2 pseudogenes are annotated in these 537 nt (G+C 70.4%); both read left to right on the forward strand.

Going from position 1 to position 537, the window contains the following annotated elements:
* Nucleotides 1-253 (forward strand): annotated as a pseudogene (locus L995_RS34090) (helix-turn-helix domain-containing protein); the annotation flags it as partial.
* Nucleotides 246-537, forward strand: a pseudogene (locus L995_RS28660) (hypothetical protein); the annotation flags it as partial. The pseudogenes L995_RS34090 and L995_RS28660, both read left to right, overlap by 8 nt.

Consider the following 537-nt stretch of genomic DNA (forward strand, 5'->3'; position numbering starts at 1 on the left):
GGCGCCGCTGGTGGCGGCCTGGTACGTGGAATGCGTCAGCGAGGCCTACGTGCTGAAGGACTCGCACGGTGTCGGCGCGCTGTTGGGAAAGGCCGAGAGCTACCGGACGCAGTGGGCACGCGGCCAGGCCATGACCGGCACTGCAGCGCAGGCAGCCGACAAGACCAGCGCCAATTTCGACGCCATCGAGGAGGCCAAGCGGCTGCTGCGCCAGCGTGGCGGCCGGGGCAACGGGGAGGGCGGCAATGCGTGACGACCTGGACACCGACTGGCTGCTGGAGGAGCTGGGCGCCACGATGGAGCTGAGCGGCCAGCAGGTCCGGCCTGCCGCGCTACTGCTGCTGGCGGAAGACCTAGCCCACATCGAAAAGCCTGTGCTGCGCTTGGCCCTGGCCCGCATCCGCGCTGAGCACCGCGGCCCGATCCTGACCGGCACCGTGCTGCAGTACGTGGACCACGCCATGGGCCGCATGCTGCCGGCCGAGGCCTACGCCCTGGCGCTGACCAGCGCAGACCAGCAGGCCACTGTGGTGTGGA

The sequence above is a fragment of the Delftia sp. ZNC0008 genome (assembly GCF_000799035.1).
Taxonomy (GTDB): domain Bacteria; phylum Pseudomonadota; class Gammaproteobacteria; order Burkholderiales; family Burkholderiaceae_C; genus Comamonas; species Comamonas tsuruhatensis.